The organism is Micromonospora sp. DT4, assembly GCF_049841675.1.
In the GTDB taxonomy this organism is placed as follows: domain Bacteria; phylum Actinomycetota; class Actinomycetes; order Mycobacteriales; family Micromonosporaceae; genus Micromonospora.
This window is the reverse complement of record NZ_JBNCKT010000024.1, coordinates 44585-58831: the sequence shown is the minus strand read 5'-3', so window position 1 is coordinate 58831 and position 14247 is coordinate 44585. Positions and strand designations below refer to the sequence as shown.

The following is a 14247-nucleotide window of genomic DNA, read 5'->3' as shown; positions in this document are numbered from 1 at the left end:
TCCGTGCAGCTCAACCCTCATGTCGCCGAACCCCGCATCCCCTCAAGATCAACTTATCTAGGAAACTCGGGCTAGCGGCAGGCCCACCCACCACCAACCGGCGACCGGACCGGGCAACGCCGCGGCCATCACCCCGACGAACAGCCCGGCCGCCGCCGCCCCGTACGCCCCACGGGTGCGCTTGCGCACCGCCCCGCGCACCGCCAGCGCGGCGGCCAGCCCAGCGATGACCGCCGCCGCGACGTCACCGCCGATCCAGCACAGCAGCGACACCAACAGTCCCGCGGTGACGGCGAACACCAGGGTGTGCGTGACCGCCCGGTGCCCACCCCGACCTACGCAACAACGGCACGTGCCCGCCCGCAACGCCGCCGCGCCCGACGCCGCGCCCCGAGCGACGAGCCGGGTCGCCGGGCCCAACGACCGGGCAACGACCGAATTGGGGTGATCGACATCCGGCAGCAACGCCCCGCCAGCGGTGACCGCCGCGCCGACCACCACCGTGCCCACCACCACCCGCGCCCCCAACCCCGCCGCCACCGCGCAGCCACCCAGCCACACCACCGCCCCAGACAGCGCGTGAGAGCGCCCCATCACCGCCGAGCCACCACCCTCCACGCGCAAACACGAAACGTGAAATCAGCATCGCAGAGAGCGCCGACATGGGGGTATCCCGTGCCGAGCACGTAGTCCAATGTCCGGCGAAGTCGCGGGACGCCCATAGCCACAACGCAACTCGACGCACCGTCTGACACACCGCCCCGAGACTAGGTGCCAGCTGCGCAAACCCAGTCGCGGACAACCGTTGCCAGCGCTGTCACCGACCGCGACGATCGGGCAGAGAGATGCCGGCGCTCTTGCGCAGTTGTTCACCGCGCTGGCGTTTGCGGTAGGCCCTGCCCCGGCAGCGCTCACTGCAGTACACCGCGTCTCTCCTGAGCAGGCGTGGTCCGGCCTTGCCCTTCACCGCGGCGGGCAGGCTCTTCGAGCAGTAGTCGCAGTTGTGGTCAGTCCATCTGCTGATCTCGTAGAGCGCGAAGGCGACCAGCCGCAGGCGGTATGCACGCTGGCGGCATCCTGAGCTGCAGTACCGGGCGTTGGCGCGGCTGCTGACCGGCCGCTTCGGGCACCCCGCGTTCTCGCAGACGCGGCGCGTGGTAGAGGGCATTCCCAGACTGTAGCGAGGGCGCCCCCGCAAACGACTAGCCGTTACGCGATGGCACTGTCCATCGCAGTCGGTGGTGCACATTCATGCTGGTCAGACGCCTGCTGCTTATCTGGGAATGGGAATCTAACTGGCCGTTCGCGTCACCGGCGACTCGGCTCTGTCGTACGCCGCTGGATACGCTTCTCTTGCAGCTGATCAGGTCGCCCTCCACAGAGGCTCGCCTCGATCAGCGGCAGGGGTTCATCCCCGGTTCCAAGCGCCTCAGTAGGAGTACGCCAACCCGCCGCGACCGGCCGGAGTGGCGGCTTGCTGCTCCGCGCGGCGCAAGCCGTGACAGATGGCGAAGGGAACCGGCAAGGTGCCTCCGCAACACCACAACGGACTGGAGGACCAGGCGGCGACGCCCGGCGATCCTGTCCCACAGAAGCCACCCTGGCTGATCTGGGTGTGGCCCTATGCGCGAACAGGACTGCAGCTCGTGGGTCTGTTCCTGCATGACGAGGGCCTACACCTCACGGTGCAGGCCCTCGTGGCGGCAACCGATCTAGCGGTCAAGACGTGGCGGATCCGCTAGGTCTGCTCGGCGGCGGAGTCGGTGTTCGCGCACCGGCTCCGCTGCTTGTATCCGGGTACGGGAGTACCGGATGCTTGTGTTGATGCTTTCGCGCCCCGCCAGTGTCACCGGACTACTAGAAATCGTCAACCTCAGTTATACGGCTTCTATCGGTCCAGCTATCGCGTTTCGCCTGTACACGCGGGGACTATCGCCACCGAAGAGGTTCCCCAGTTGGTGGTGTCAGAGGTCATACCCAAAGCTCCGTCCACCCCCAACGCCTCGGCGGCTACCTCGTGGCCCCCGGCTCCGTCGTCGACGGCCAGCGCGCCGCTACCCCTGGCTTACCACCGCGCTGACCACAGCAGAGGCTGACCGCCGCGGTGGTGACGGCGTGACCCGGATCCGGCTCGTCGCCGACGACGTTGACGAACTGCACGCCGCAGCCGCCGCCATCGCCCAGGCGCTCACGGGCACCCACACCAGCCGCCCCGTGTTCCCCGACGCTGCGCAGACGGCGTCTCGCTGTACCTCGACACCGAGCTGCCCACCAGGACCACCGGACCGATCACCGACGAACAAACTCGCTGCACCGGAAGTGGCCTGCGTCTTTAGGCCACGGATGAAACCGTCGATTTCACGGGTTTCGAGAGTTTCGAGAGCCGCCTACGCGCGGGCGTGCATCATCAGTGCACCCAGCAGCAACGACAGGAGCGGCTTCAAGTGAGAGAAGTGGCGGGCGGCCTGCGAAAGGTCTCCGTGCTGGCCCGGGACCGGGACCAGCACGGAGTCAGGATCTGTGAGCGCGACCGCGCGGAGGTCTCAGGGAGCCGGCGACGCCGCCGGAGAGCTGGGGGCGGCCGGGGGTGCGGTGACGGGAACTGGGGTGACGGCGTCGACCCCGTCGACGTCTGGCTTGGGCTTCAACTCCCCGGTCATGCAGCCCTTGACGTCGGCCTCTTCCACCTGCCCGCGCCACTTTTCAGTGGTGCCCCCAGGGGTGTCGTGCGGGAGATCGCCTGGGGCGAGTAGGTCGTATCCGATCTTGCAGGCGTCCTTTGATGGCGTGGTGCTCTCTGCTTGTAGAGCTCGCCCCGGTAGTCGATCCCTTGCTGGGAGATCCCGTCGAGGAACTGCATGCGTTCGTCGTACGGTGCGGTGCTGCATCCGGCGACAGCCAGCACCAACAGTGAGCCTACGGAGATGGCCACTACTCGTAATCTAATGGCGACACAGTGTAGAGGGATTTCAGTTTTGTCAGCCCGCCCGGCGGCCGGCGCCCTCTTGCTACGCCGGGAAGAGTGCGCGAGGTGCCGTACCGTCCGAGGGTGACCGTGGACTGGGGGCGGCTGACGCCGACGCTGCGGGCGGGGGAGTGGACCTGCCTCACGCACGGGCGCATCCGCCCGGTCACCGGTGGCGTCGTTCCCGCCTGTCCACGCTGCGACGCGCTGGCCCACCAAGTGCGGGTCGACAGGTCTGGCAAGCGCCAGTTTGTCGCGCCCGCCCCCGCGCACTGCTCCGGACCTGATCGGCATTTCCTGGTCCCGGGAGAGGTGATGGTGGGATGGACGCCCTGCCCCTGCCCGCCACCGGGCACGCACCGCGGTCACCACAGATGGACGTGCCGTCGATGCCCGTCGACGACCTACTACCCACCGGTGCTGGCGGCGACCTGACCGGCGAGCGATGCCGGGGAATCAGGGGCGCCGGCGTCGGGAAGCTGGGCCAGCACGTCCGGTGGCGCTGGCTCGACCGGCAGGGGGCGGGGCTCGGTGTGCTTGTCCGGGCCGCACCGGCTGAATGGTCCGTACTCGGCGGCCAGCGCGGCGAGGTGCGGGTCGAGGTGGTCGCGCCACCAGATGCTCATGCCGGTCTGCGGGTCGCTGACCCGCAGCGTCTCCCAGGCCCGCCAGAGTGCGTACAGGCGGGAGATCGCCTCGGGGTGCGCCCACCACCGCGGGCACCAGTTGATGCCGCTGGTGGGCCCGGAGGCGAGGCGCCGCTCGACGACGTGGGCGAGGTAGTCGCCGACGAACGCCTCCACGTTGCGGTACACCGGCTCCGTGCCTTCCGGTTCCGCCGCCGGCGCCTCGGCGACCGGCGGGGCTGCGCCCGGATCGCCGGCGAGCTGGCCAAGGAGCGCGCTGAGGTCGGCGACGGCGTCGGCGGCCGGCCCGGCGGTCGGCGTAGTCATGGGATCGGCTCCGGTGGGACGTCGGGGGTGAGGGTCCAGTCGGTGCGGCCGGTGGGGTCCCAGTGCGCGATCGACGCGCGGATCGCGGCCGCGTAGGGCCCGTCTTGCCAGGGGGCGGTGCGGGCGAGGGCGGGCGGGGCGCCGGAGGCGTAGACGACCATCCGGCCGCGGGGCAGGGCGTGTAGGTCGGAGACGTCGAGGATGCGCTGGCGGCGGGTGGCGTGGGAGACCGACCGCTGGCCCCACCCGGATCCGCTGCTGCTGGTCGACCGGGTGGTGACGTCGTGCTCGCCGATCAGCTTCGACAGTTCTTCGAGCCAGTCGGGGTCGGCGACGCCGCCGCCGTAGGTGCGGACGTTCGCCGCGGACCAGAGCTTGCGCATGCCCTCGCGTCCCCACACGTCGACGCCTTGGGGGTAGGACTGCAGGATGGTGATGATCGGCAGGCCGTGGGAGCCGTAGTAGGAGTAGAGGTTGGGCAGTTGTCGCAGGCGGCAGATGTTCGCGGCTTCGTCGAGGATGCTCAGCAGCGGTGGGTCGAGGCGGCGGCCGGCTGAGGCGCGGGCGCGCAGCTTGCCGGCGCGTAGGACGGCGTCGGTGAGGGCGGCGACCAGCGGGGCGGGGGAGCCGGGCCCGCCTTGGGAGAGCAGGTACAGCACGTCGGTGCTCACCACGAACGCGGCCGGGTCGAACTCGAGGACTCTGCCACGGGTCGGTGGGGTGACCCAGGCGGTGACGGCGGGCTCGGTGAGGCACATGAGCATCTTCTGGGCGCCGGCGTAGATGCCGCCGCGGGTCTTGTCGGGCATGTTGACCACGCCGGAGACCGCGTCGGCGGGCAGTGCGAAGCCGTGCTCGCGCAGCAGCATCGCCGGTTCGTCGTCGCGGGGGCTGACCGCCCATCGGTACGCGGCGAGGATGTCCCGGCCGGAGCAGGCGGCGGCCAGGAGCAGGTTGGCCACCAGTTCCTCGCTGGAGGGGTCGAAGAAGGCGTCGCGGCTGACGCCGGGTTCGCGTCCGGCGGCGGCGAAGTGCTCGCCGAGGCGGCGGGCGTCGGTGATGGTGGCCACGGCGCGCAGCGGGTTGAACCACACGCCCTGGTCGGTGCCGAGGATGTGCTGGGGGTCGAATGCCCACACGGTGCCGCGTTCGGCGCGCAGGTCGCGGGTGGCGTCGACGATGTCGCCCTTGACGCTGGTGACCAGTGTGGGCCCGGGGGCGGCGGCGATCGCGGGGATGGCCCGGCTGGTGGTCTTGCCGGTGCGGGGGCCCCAGATGTCGACGGCCATGTCCTCCCAGGACTGGCGCAGTGGCGTCGCGCCGGCGACGGTGTAGGCGATCAGCACGCCGAGCTGGTCGGGGTCGGGCCGGTCGACGTCGGCGAGGCTGGGCCGCAGTCGCCGGCCGCTGTCGGCGACGCCCTTGGGGCTGAGGTGGGCGAGATCGGCGCGGCTGGCCATCCGCCGGGCAGCGGAGTCGACGCGGGTACGTCGCCGACGAGCCCACCGCCAGGCCACGACTCCCACGGTGAGGAGCAGCGCCAGGACGCCGGCCTCGATGGCCGCGACGAGCGTGCACGCGGTGGTCCAGGAGATCTCGCCGCGCACCACCGCGGCGGCCACCCGGATCGGGCCGCCCCCGGTGTAGCCGGGCGGGTGGGTGAGCGCGACCGGCAGCCACACCCCGCTGGCGGCGACCAGGGCGAAGGCGGCGATGCCGCCGACGAGTAGGCCGGCGTCGTCGTGGCCACCGCGCGGTCCGGCGGGGCGGCTCACACCATTGTCCAGCGGAAGTCGGTGTTGCCCAGGCGCATCTCCGTCTCGGTGGGCTCCAGGTGCACCGGGATGCCCGGCCGCGATCCGACCTTGATCAGGAAGTTTCACAAGAACTGGCCGGCCTGCGGCGGCGTCCGGACGACGCCCGGCGGCGTTACGGTCGAGGCCGGATACCGCTGTTGTATCCGGCCTCGACCGCGCCAGGCCGCATCCGGGCCGGCCCCGCCGCTGCCCGCGACGGGGCCGGCCCGATCTCGTCGGACCTGGTCGCCGTTGGTCAGGCGATCGTGCAGGTCGCGCCGTTGAGGGTGAACGAACTCGGCCGGGCGGTGTTGCCGGTGTGCGTGGCCTGGAAGCCGACGGTCACCGATCCGCTCGGCGGGATGCTGGCGTTGTAGGAGGCGTTGCGGGCCGTCACCTGGCCAGACGTGGGGGAGTAGGTCGCGTTCCAGCCCGAGGTGATGCTCTGTCCGCCGGGCAGGGTGAAGACGAGCGACCAGCCGTTGACGGCACTGGTGCCGGTGTTGGTGATGGTGATGTTCTCGGTAAGGCCGGTGTTCCACGCGTTGATGGCGACGCCCACACGGCACGCGCCGGAACTCGGCGGTGGCGTGGTCGGGCCCGGCGGCGGGGTCGTCGGGTTGGGCGGTGGCGTGGTCGGGTCCGGCGGCGGGGTCGTCGGGTTGGGCGGTGGCGTGGTCGGGTTCGGCGGGGTGGTCAGGCCGAAGAAGGCGACCGCGGCGGCGGCCATGCCGCCGGCCGGCAGGGTATGGCCCGCGCCCTGGATGCTGTACGCCTCGACCTGGACGGTTCCGTTGGCGTCGGCGTACCGGCGGCGGTTCCAGTTGGCCTGCGGCGTGTCGGTGGAGGTGGGTGTCTGGCTGAGCCCGAACACGTTGGTCCACTGCTCGATCGTCTCCTGGAGCAGCGAGTACGGCACGAGCGTGTCGCTGGTGCCGTGCCACAACTGCATCCGTGGGCGGGGACCGGCGTAGCCGGGGTAGGCGCCCCGGACGGCGTCACCCCACTGCTGCGGCGTCCGGTTCATGTTCCCGCCGGTGCACTGGCTGCTCCCGGGTGGGTAGTCCGCCGCGTTGGCGAAGCAGTTGTAGGGGACTCCCATGAACGCCGCGCCGGCCTTGAACACGTCGGGGTACAGGGCCAGCATGTGGTTGGTCATCATGCCGCCGGACGAGCTGCCGGTGGCGTACACCCGGTCGGGGTCGCCGCCGTACTGCTGCTGCGCGTAGCGGATCATCGAGATGATCGACACCGGGTCGCTGCCACCGCCGCGGCGCTTGGCGGCGTCGGACCAGGTGTCGAAGCAGTTACCGAAGCCGGCCTGCTGGGTCGCCGTCGGGTAGATGACGACGAACCCGTACCGGTCGGCCTGGGCGGCGAACTCGCTGCCGGAGTAGAAGCCGGGGCCCGACCCACCACAGCCGTGCATGGCCACCACGATCGCCGGCTTGGCCGGGCGGGCGTCCGGCACGTAGATGTGCATGCGCATCCGGCCCGGGTTGTCGCCGAAGGCGGTCACCTCGGTGAGCGAGGCGGCGTACGCGGGTTGGAGCGCGGGGGCCACCAGGCCGGCGGCCACCAGTGACGTGACCAGGCCGAGCAGCAGTTTCCTTCGAATTTTCACGGGGATGACTCCTTCGATCGCCTGTGCGGGTTGGGTGTGGTCGCGCGCGCTGTGCGGTCACGGGTGCGCCCGACTGCCCGTGGTGATCGCGCCTCGCCCACTACGTGTGCTCGCCCTGTGCCCGGCTGCGTACGGCGTCGCGTAGCAGATAGTGTTCCTCGCGGTCGCCGAAGTGTCAATCGATGTATCTCGATCAAGGTGTAGTGGCGTCGACACCGTTGCCCGGCGCTCCGTCTACAGTCGGGGCACCCGTCCCTGAGTCGAGCCGGGAGTGCCCGTGGCAGACCCCTTCACCATCGAGGAGATCTATCCCGACGACGGGGACGACCCTCCGCGACTGCCGCGGCGGCAGTCCGGCAGCTCCCCGCAGGACCTCGCGGTGACCCTGCTGGCCGACTACACGTTGCGGACCCGTGCGCGGGTTCCGTCCGCGGCCCTCGTCGCGCTGCTGGCCGAATCCGGTGTGAGCACGGCAGGCGCGCGCGCCGCGATCAGCCGGCTGGCCCGTCGCGCCGTGCTGGAGGGCAGCCGGGAGGGACGGCGTAGCTCCTACCGGCTCAGCCGCGCCGCCGCCGCGAACCTGTCCAGCGGCGGGAGTTGGATCCTGGCCGCCACCACGGAGGTGACCGCGTGGGACGGCTGCTGGACCATCGTCGCCTTCTCCCTGCCGCAGGATCGCGGTGCGCAGCGGCGGGCCCTGCGCGGTCAGCTCCGCTGGCTCGGGTACGCGCCCCTGTACGACGGGCTGTGGATCTCGCCGTACGAGCTGAGCGCGCAGGGCAAGGCCCAACTCGCCGGGTTCACTCCGGGCGCGGTCACGGTGTTCCGCGGGCGACAGGCCGACCTCGACGCCATCGCCCAGCGCACACCGATCGACGCCTGGGACGTCGAGGCGATCAGTCGGCATTACGAGGAGTTCCTGCGACGGTGGGCACCCCTGGTGCCGCAGGTGCGTTCCGGAGGCGTCGACGGCGCGGCGGCGGTGCGGACGCGCACCGAGGTGATGGACACCTTCCGTCGCTTTCCCACCCTCGACCCGCGACTGCCCCTGCGCCTCCTGCCGGCCGGATGGCTGAGGCAGCCGGCGCGGGAGCTCTTCGAGACCGTCTACGACGGCCTCGCCGCACCCGCCGAGCGGCACGTCCGGGCGGTCGTCGCCCGGTTCGCCGAGGACGCGCAGTCCTGCATCCGGGCGCACACCACCGCCGACATCCTGGCCGGTGTACGCGGTGCGGAGGCGGCCGAGGCGGCCCAGGGCTGCGCCTCCTGAGCGGCGTCGGCGGTACGCGCCTCGCCGCCGGGATGTGTACCTTGTGGAGGACGCGCGGCGACGGGGAGGTCGGATGACGTCACACGGCGGGAACCCTTCGGCCACCGACCGGATCGACACGTCAGTCGCGCACCCAGCTCGCCGGTACAATTATCTGCTGGGCGGCAAGGACAATTTCGCCGCCGACCGGGCGTCCGGTGACGCCCTCGCCGCGGCGATGCCCACCATCCGGCTCGCCGCGGTCGAGAACCGGATGTTCCTGCAACGCGCGGTGCGTTTCCTGGCGCGGCACGGTGTCCGGCAGTTCCTGGACATCGGGACCGGCATCCCGACCGCCGACAACACCCACGAGGTCGCGCAGGCCGTCGACCCGTCGGCCCGTGTCGTCTACGTCGACAACGACCCGATCGTCCTCGCCCACGCCCGCGCGCTGTTGTCCAGCACCCCCGAGGGTCGGACGGCGTACCTCGACGCCGACCTGCGTGAGCCGGCTGAGATCCTCGCCCATCCCGATCTGCGTACGACGCTGGATCTGACCCAGCCTGTCGCGCTGATGCTGGTGGCCATCCTGCACTTCATCCGCGACGACGAGGACCCCAAGGGCATCCTCGATCGACTCGTCGCCGCGCTGCCGTCCGGCAGCTACGTGGTCGCCTCGCACGTGACCTGGGAATATCTGCCGCCCGCTGTCACCGCCGAGTTGGATGCCAACAACCGCGACGGCCGCTTCCAGGCCCGGAGCACCGAGCAGTTCGCGGCCCTCCTCAAGGGCCTGGACCTCGTCGAGCCGGGCATCGTCTCCGTGGCGCGGTGGCACGCCGACGACGCGCCACAGCCGCGCCCGTCCGTGCGGGACGTGTCGTTCAACGGCGCGGTCGCCCGGGTCCCCTGACGACGACGGCCGTCACCGACGCGCCGGTGAGGCGGTCGCTCAGCGGGTCTTCTTCGTCGGCCGTTTGCGCGGCGGGGTCAGCAGGTCGGCTATCGCCGCGATCGCCGACGGCACGATGCGGTAGTACGCCCAGACACCGCGCTTCTCACGCTCGATCAGGCCGGCCTCGGTGAGGATCCGCAAGTGATGGCTCACAGTCGGCTGAGAGAGGTTGAGCGGCGCGGTGAGGTCGGTGACCGAGGCCTCGCCCTCCGGGGCGGCCTGGATCAGGCTGAGCAGTCGAAGTCGGGCCGGATCGGCGAACGCCTTCAGTACTCCAGCGAGTCGCTCGGCGTCGGCGCGCTTGATCGGCTCGCCGGCAAGAGGCGAGATGGCAGGCATGGCGGTATCGGCGGTTCCCACGACAGCCATCGTTCCACCAACCTGGGGAATCGAGCGGCCGAACCAGACAAATCGCCGAACCGATGATGTGCTCCGCGCAACACTGACGCCTCGTGCCCCCCGACGCGCTCTCCGGCGATGTCGCCGAAGAGCGCGTCGACCGCGCCACGGCGCCGTGCTCGCCTACCTCGATCCGGAGGGAACGCGCCCCGGCGAGCTGGCGTGCCTGGCCGGGCGGAACAAGCAGACGATGGGCGCGATCCTCGACGAGCTGGATCGGCTGGGCTACGTCCGGCGTACGCCAGACCCGGGCGACCGTCGGGCGAAGCTGATCATGCCGACCGAGCGGGGACTCCGGCTCATGGAGGCATCCGACGGCTTCGTGGCCGTCATCGAGCAGAAGCTCTCCGATGCGCTCGGCCCCGACCTGTACCAGGAGTTCAGGGCCGCGTTGCGCCGTAGCGTGGCGAGCCTCCCGCCGCGCGGGTACGACACCGAGGGCTGAGTGCCACCGGGGGCCGAGGCCGGCCCGTCCCGCGCGAGCGGTACGGGATCGGGCCGGACTGGACTGGTCAGCTCCCGGCCGGCGCGGGGGAGACGGGCGTCCGGTCGGCACGCCGACGTCGGGACGTCACGCCCACGACGACGTCGACGACTCCGAAGGTGAGCAGGCTGAGGCCGAACAGGGGTACGGCCCCACCCGCCGCCACGATCACCGGCACGCCGAGCAGCACCGTCCAGAGCGGCAGCCGGCGGACGCCGCCCCGGGCGGGCGGGGTGCCGACGGGCGCGCGCCGATCGGCCCGGGTCGGCCGGCGCTGCCACCACATCCGGTAGCCCCAGACGACGACGCAGAGCAGCCCGAGGGCGAGCGCGGCGAGCAGGATCTGGTTGACCGGGCCGAAGAGCACACCCATGTGGGCCTGGGTGCCGAGGCCACTCAGTTTCGCCAGGAGGGGCCAGTCCGCGAAGTCGCTGCGGGCGGTGATCGTGGCGGCGGTGGGGTCGACGGCGACCCGGTCCTTCGCGACCGGCCAGGTGTTGTCGAGCTGCGTGACGACCCACGCGGTGCCCGGCTCCTGCGCCGGGGTCATCTCGACCGGCCCGGAGAGGTCGGCCGCGCGGGCGGCCGCCAGGACCCGGTCGAAGGCCGTGGGGTCGACGACCCCGTCCGCCGGGGCGTCGCCGTGGTGGTGACCGCCGCCGGTTTCGGTAGGGGCGGCGGTGAGGCTGGTGGAGATCTCGGGGGAACGCGCGTCGACGGCGTCGAGGCCGGCGCCGAAGTTCGTTCCGGCGTACCGGGACCAGGTCAGCCCGGTCACCGAGAGGAACAGCAGACCGACGACCAGCCAGACGCCGGTCGTGGCGTGCCATCCACGGGTGCGGCGGACACCCCTGGCGGTGGACAGGTTCGGCACGAACAGGTGCCGGGCGGCCGACCGGGAGGCGCTGCGTCGCCGCCACCACAGGACCAGCCCACCGAGGGCGAGCACCCAGAGCCAGCTCGCCGCCAGCTCCGAGTAGTGCCGGCCCACCACGCCCAGGTGCAGGTTGCGGTGCAGGTCGTCCAGCCAGGTGGTGGCCGGCGTGGAGCCGAACCACGTGGTCAGCTGGCCCCGGACCTCGGCGGTGTACGGATCGACGTAGACGGTGTGCACCTTCTCGCCGAGTTCCGGCAGGGAGAACGCCACCCGGGTGGTCCGATCGCCGCCTCCGGGTTGGACGGTGGCGATGCTGCCGGCGGGGTGCGCGGAGCGGGCGGCGGCGATCTGGTCGGCGAGGGGGAGTGTGCGGTCACCGCGGGTACCCACGGTCAACTGGTCTCCGTAGAGCGCGCTGTCCAGTTGCGGCGTGACCGTGTACGCGAGCCCGGTCAACGCGGCGACGACCAGGAACGGCGCGACGAGGATGCCGGCGTAGAAGTGCAGCCGGAGCAGCAGCGCGCCGAACGGCGAGGTACGCCGGACCGGCTGGGCGGGGGATTCCGCGGGGGTGGGGGGTTCCGGCGTCGACGTGCCGGACAGCTCGGTCAGAGACATGCTTTTCCGATCGGGATTGTCGGGAGGTGCCCGAGGGCACTCCTCGTGCTGGCAGGTCGCCCGGCGTGATCTGTCGCGTGGTGTGGCCCTGTGAGGTAGTCGCGACATGGGCCGGTGTGGTTCCCGCCACTTTCCGGATCGGATCGGGGCGCGGCGGCGCGAGCCGCCGGTCAGGGCAGGTTGATGGTGTACTCGGCGGTCTGGACCTTCCCGTCGACCTGGAAGTCGAAGAAGGCCCGGTACCGGCAGGCACTGGGGACGGTCAGCCAGAAGGCGACCGTTCCGTCGACGAGATCCGGCTCCGGATGCACGTGCACGTACCCGAGGTCACCCGCGCGGACGACGACCAGGTGCCCGTACGTGCCCAGGTACCGCTGCGGCGGCACCGGAGCGGGTGAGCTGGAAGCGCACCGGCGACGTGACGCCGGCCGTGGGCGTGCCGGTCATCGACACCGTGAACGGTCCGGCCGTCGCCTGCGCCCGGGCCGGTGGCAACGCGGCCGGCGCGTACACGCCCGGCACGTGGTGGTCGACGCCCAGCACGAGGGGTACTGCTCGGCCGTCGGGTGCGTTGACGAAGAGGTCGGCGTAGACGCGGTAACCGCCGGGCCGTGCCAGCGTCCGGGGAACGCTCCAGGTGCCGTCGGCCGCGACCGCGCCGCCGATCATGAGCAGCGCGCCGCACCCACCCTTCTCGTTCGAGGCCGCTGGGGGCGCGGAGGGCGCGGCCGACGACCCGGTGGGCGCCGCCGCCGATGCCGCCGGCGTCTGGCCCGAGGACGAGTGCTGCTCGATGGCGGCCAGCAGCGCGGGGTCCGGCTGCTGGCGATCCAGCTCAAGTGGCTGCGTACCCGGATGAAGCAGGCGGCTCCGCAAGCCCTCGTCGTCGCCGAGTGACTGCCGCCGCACCGCGTGAACCGGGCGTGGTCCGGTGACCAGCCGGGTGCGGGAATGGACCTGCCCGGGTGGTCGGGTTCGTCCCGCGTGGCGCTGCCGTGCGCGTCACGCGGGACGATTCTGTTTGTCAGCCGGCGCTACAGGAGCGGATCTGTGGCCGGGCGTTGCTGTTGCCGTTGAACATCGTGGTGAAGCCGAAGGTGTTGCCGCTGCCGTTGGACCGCACGGTCATCACGGTGCCACTGCTGTCCCAGGTGGCGTTGCCGTTCCAGACGGTGGAGACCCGCTGCGGCGAGGTGAGGGCCACGACCACGGTCCAGGCGCTGCTGCCGCTGACCGTCACCGAGGTGTTGTACCGGTCGCCCCACACGTTGGTGGTGGACGCGGTGGCGGTGCAGGAGCCAACGCTGGGCGGCGGGGTCGTCGCGCCGGGTGGCGGGGTCGTGCTGCTCGGCGGCGGGGTCGCACCGTCGGGCGCGACCGCCTGGCCGGTGGACGGCGAGATCATGCCGGGGCAGAGGTTGCGGCTGGTCAGGTTCGCCACGATCTGGCCGATGGCGTCCCGGGTGTTCTGGATGCCGTCGTGCATGAGGATGACCTGACCGGCCTGGAGGCGACTGGCGTTCGACACGATCTGGCTGACGCTGGCGCCGTTCCAGTCCTGGGAGTCGACGTCCCAGATCACCTGCCGCATCCCGAGCGAGGAGGCGACCGACTGGAGAGTGGAGTTGGTCTCCCCGTACGGGGGTCGGAACAACTGGGGACGGGTGCCGGTCGCCGACTGGATGGCCGAACTCGTCTGGGAAAGGTCGGACTGCATCTGGGATTGACTCATCGACGTCATGTGGGCGTGGTTCCAGCTGTGGTTACCGACCCACATGCCGGCGGACACCTGCTCCTGCGCCGCCGACCTGTTGTTCTGCACGTTCTGCCCGACGTTGAACATGGTGGCCCGTACGCCGTTGGCGCGCAGCACGTTCAGCAGCGCGCTGGTGCTGCCGGTCGGGCCGTCGTCGAAGGTGAGGCCGACGTAGCCGTTGCAGGTGGCGGCGTTCGACGGGGTGGCGGTGGCCACGACGACGACGCCGCACGCCGCGGTGGCGGTTACGAGGATGGCCAGCGCCGCCCGTAGTGGCCTGGACCGTACGAGCGTGCCAGCGGAGACAGTGCTCATCTGTGCCCCTTCTACCGGCCCGGGCCCGTCCCGGTGTGGAAGGACAGCACGGTCCGGACGTGTGGGTGGTGGGTGGGGAGATCGAAAGCAACTTGACGGATGCCGAGTCGCATCGATCACAGTGGATCGGAGTATTGCAGCGGTAATTCGAGGACGTCAATAAGTTCCGGAAGTACTCCGAAAGCCCGGAGGGGTCGGCGCGTACGTGCTGCCCCCGGGCGGAGCAGTGGCGATCCGCTCGCAGCGGAGGCTCGGG

13 protein-coding genes and 1 pseudogene are annotated in these 14247 nt (G+C 71.2%); 4 read left to right on the top strand and 10 right to left on the bottom strand.

Annotated features, from left to right (window positions below; all coding sequences use genetic code 11):
• Positions 1-72 precede the first annotated feature (72 nt).
• Together ACLQ24_RS10290 and ACLQ24_RS10285 are read right to left on the bottom strand one after the other, a co-directional pair.
• Positions 73-594, bottom strand: a pseudogene (locus ACLQ24_RS10290) (metal-dependent hydrolase); the annotation flags it as partial.
• Positions 595-817: 223 nt separating this feature from the next.
• Positions 818-1168: a hypothetical protein gene (locus ACLQ24_RS10285; protein ID WP_425890711.1), complete on the bottom strand. Its 351-nt coding sequence runs from the start codon at positions 1166-1168 to the stop codon at positions 818-820.
• 337 nt (positions 1169-1505) lie between these two features.
• Between ACLQ24_RS10285 and ACLQ24_RS10280 the strand changes: the two genes are divergently transcribed.
• Complete coding sequence (locus ACLQ24_RS10280) at positions 1506-1742, top strand: hypothetical protein (protein WP_425890710.1); 237 nt, start codon at positions 1506-1508, stop codon at positions 1740-1742.
• 1630 nt (positions 1743-3372) lie between these two features.
• On the opposite strand, the gene ACLQ24_RS10275 is transcribed toward ACLQ24_RS10280, so the two are convergent.
• The 3 genes from ACLQ24_RS10275 to ACLQ24_RS10265 form a co-directional block, all read right to left on the bottom strand.
• Positions 3373-3918, bottom strand: coding sequence for a DUF4913 domain-containing protein (locus ACLQ24_RS10275; RefSeq protein WP_425890708.1), 546 nt, complete (start codon positions 3916-3918; stop codon positions 3373-3375).
• The gene (locus tag ACLQ24_RS10270; RefSeq protein WP_425890706.1) at positions 3915-5693 is read right to left on the bottom strand and encodes a type IV secretory system conjugative DNA transfer family protein; all 1779 of its coding nucleotides are present in this window, start codon (positions 5691-5693) and stop codon (positions 3915-3917) included. Before ACLQ24_RS10270 ends, ACLQ24_RS10275 begins: the two co-directional genes overlap by 4 nt.
• 277 nt (positions 5694-5970) lie before the next feature.
• Positions 5971-7338 carry an extracellular catalytic domain type 1 short-chain-length polyhydroxyalkanoate depolymerase gene (locus ACLQ24_RS10265; protein ID WP_425890705.1) on the bottom strand — a complete coding sequence of 456 codons (1368 nt, stop codon included), beginning with the start codon at positions 7336-7338 and terminating at the stop codon, positions 5971-5973.
• A gap of 277 nt (positions 7339-7615) precedes the next feature.
• Here ACLQ24_RS10265 and ACLQ24_RS10260 point away from each other — a divergent pair, with 277 nt between their 5' ends.
• Positions 7616-8608, top strand: a complete 993-nt coding sequence (locus ACLQ24_RS10260) for a PaaX family transcriptional regulator C-terminal domain-containing protein (protein ID WP_425890704.1) — start codon at positions 7616-7618, stop codon at positions 8606-8608.
• Between the two features lie 73 nt (positions 8609-8681).
• On the top strand, positions 8682-9500 hold the full coding sequence (locus ACLQ24_RS10255) for an SAM-dependent methyltransferase (protein WP_425890703.1): 819 nt from the start codon (positions 8682-8684) through the stop codon (positions 9498-9500).
• A 39-nt stretch (positions 9501-9539) separates the two neighbouring features.
• Here the strand turns inward: ACLQ24_RS10255 and ACLQ24_RS10250 are convergent, their stop codons facing one another.
• The gene (locus ACLQ24_RS10250; protein ID WP_354855751.1) at positions 9540-9911 is read right to left on the bottom strand and encodes an ArsR/SmtB family transcription factor; all 372 of its coding nucleotides are present in this window, start codon (positions 9909-9911) and stop codon (positions 9540-9542) included.
• 145 nt (positions 9912-10056) lie between these two features.
• On the opposite strand from ACLQ24_RS10250, the gene ACLQ24_RS10245 reads away from it, so the two are divergent.
• Positions 10057-10386, top strand: coding sequence for a MarR family winged helix-turn-helix transcriptional regulator (locus tag ACLQ24_RS10245; RefSeq protein WP_425890702.1), 330 nt, complete (start codon positions 10057-10059; stop codon positions 10384-10386).
• A gap of 67 nt (positions 10387-10453) precedes the next feature.
• On the opposite strand, the gene ACLQ24_RS10240 is transcribed toward ACLQ24_RS10245, so the two are convergent.
• The 4 genes from ACLQ24_RS10240 to ACLQ24_RS10225 all read right to left on the bottom strand — a co-directional run bounded on the left by ACLQ24_RS10240 (position 10454) and on the right by ACLQ24_RS10225 (position 13991).
• Positions 10454-11920, bottom strand: coding sequence for a PepSY-associated TM helix domain-containing protein (locus ACLQ24_RS10240; RefSeq protein ID WP_425890701.1), 1467 nt, complete (start codon positions 11918-11920; stop codon positions 10454-10456).
• Positions 11921-12090: 170 nt separating this feature from the next.
• Positions 12091-12237 (bottom strand): hypothetical protein, encoded by a 147-nt coding sequence (locus tag ACLQ24_RS10235; RefSeq protein ID WP_425890699.1) that lies wholly within the window; start codon positions 12235-12237, stop codon positions 12091-12093.
• 10 nt (positions 12238-12247) lie between these two features.
• Positions 12248-12829: a hypothetical protein gene (locus ACLQ24_RS10230; RefSeq protein ID WP_425890698.1), complete on the bottom strand. Its 582-nt coding sequence runs from the start codon at positions 12827-12829 to the stop codon at positions 12248-12250.
• Between the two features lie 115 nt (positions 12830-12944).
• Entirely contained in the window at positions 12945-13991 is a 1047-nt protein-coding gene (locus tag ACLQ24_RS10225; RefSeq protein ID WP_425890696.1) for a polysaccharide deacetylase family protein, read from the bottom strand.
• Positions 13992-14247: the final 256 nt, after the last annotated feature.